Consider the following 702-nt stretch of genomic DNA (forward strand, 5'->3'; position numbering starts at 1 on the left):
CCGGGCCGCGCGGCAAGGAGATATATTGCCAGACCGGAGGGGCCCCGGGGGCGGGAATCGCGCACTCCATATTTTGTTCACAAATGAATTAGCTGGCTCCGAGTTGCTCGGAGTCACACATTTGGTCATAAACCATGGACAGACCGTATGACCTCGGGAATCTTGCTGTCCACTGTAGACATAGCATCTTTATACCCTCGTCGGTCTCTGCTAGTTAGCCCGTCATAAATAGAAGGACAACGTTAACAAACCTATAAAACGCCAGCGGGGGCTCTATCACTAATTAGATAGAGCCCCCGCTGGCGGAGTGTATTTGATTGAAACAATACCCCTTAACTGATTTACTGGAAATAAGGGGCAAAAGAACCGTCCGGATATACGTGGCGACAGAACCCTAGAGTCGACTGAGCGCCAACAGAAAGCGACATAAACAAAAAGATCGGCTCTACCCCAACGCAGATGACAACGATGACCTCGACTAACGTCAATCCGAGCACTCCTAAAACGGATAGGGCAAATATCGCATATAACGCAAAAAAAGGGGGAGGCCTCGCGGCCTCCCCCTTCTAAGTTCGCTGACGGCTCGGTGCCGTCCACCGGTCAGCGGCGCCCTGGCCTCCCACGGGCTGGCCCCGCAGTACTCTCGGCGCGATGGGGCTTAGCTTCCGGGTTCGGAACGGGACCGGGCGTGCCCCCCATGCT

Annotated in this window: 1 rRNA gene; it reads right to left on the bottom strand. The window is 54.8% G+C overall.

The window, feature by feature from the left end:
* Positions 1-598: 598 nt before the first annotated feature.
* Positions 599-702: ribosomal RNA gene (rrf, locus tag DWX25_RS09370) — 5S ribosomal RNA — on the bottom strand; the annotation flags it as partial.

This window comes from Collinsella sp. AF18-8LB (assembly GCF_003459795.1).
In the GTDB taxonomy this organism is placed as follows: domain Bacteria; phylum Actinomycetota; class Coriobacteriia; order Coriobacteriales; family Coriobacteriaceae; genus Collinsella.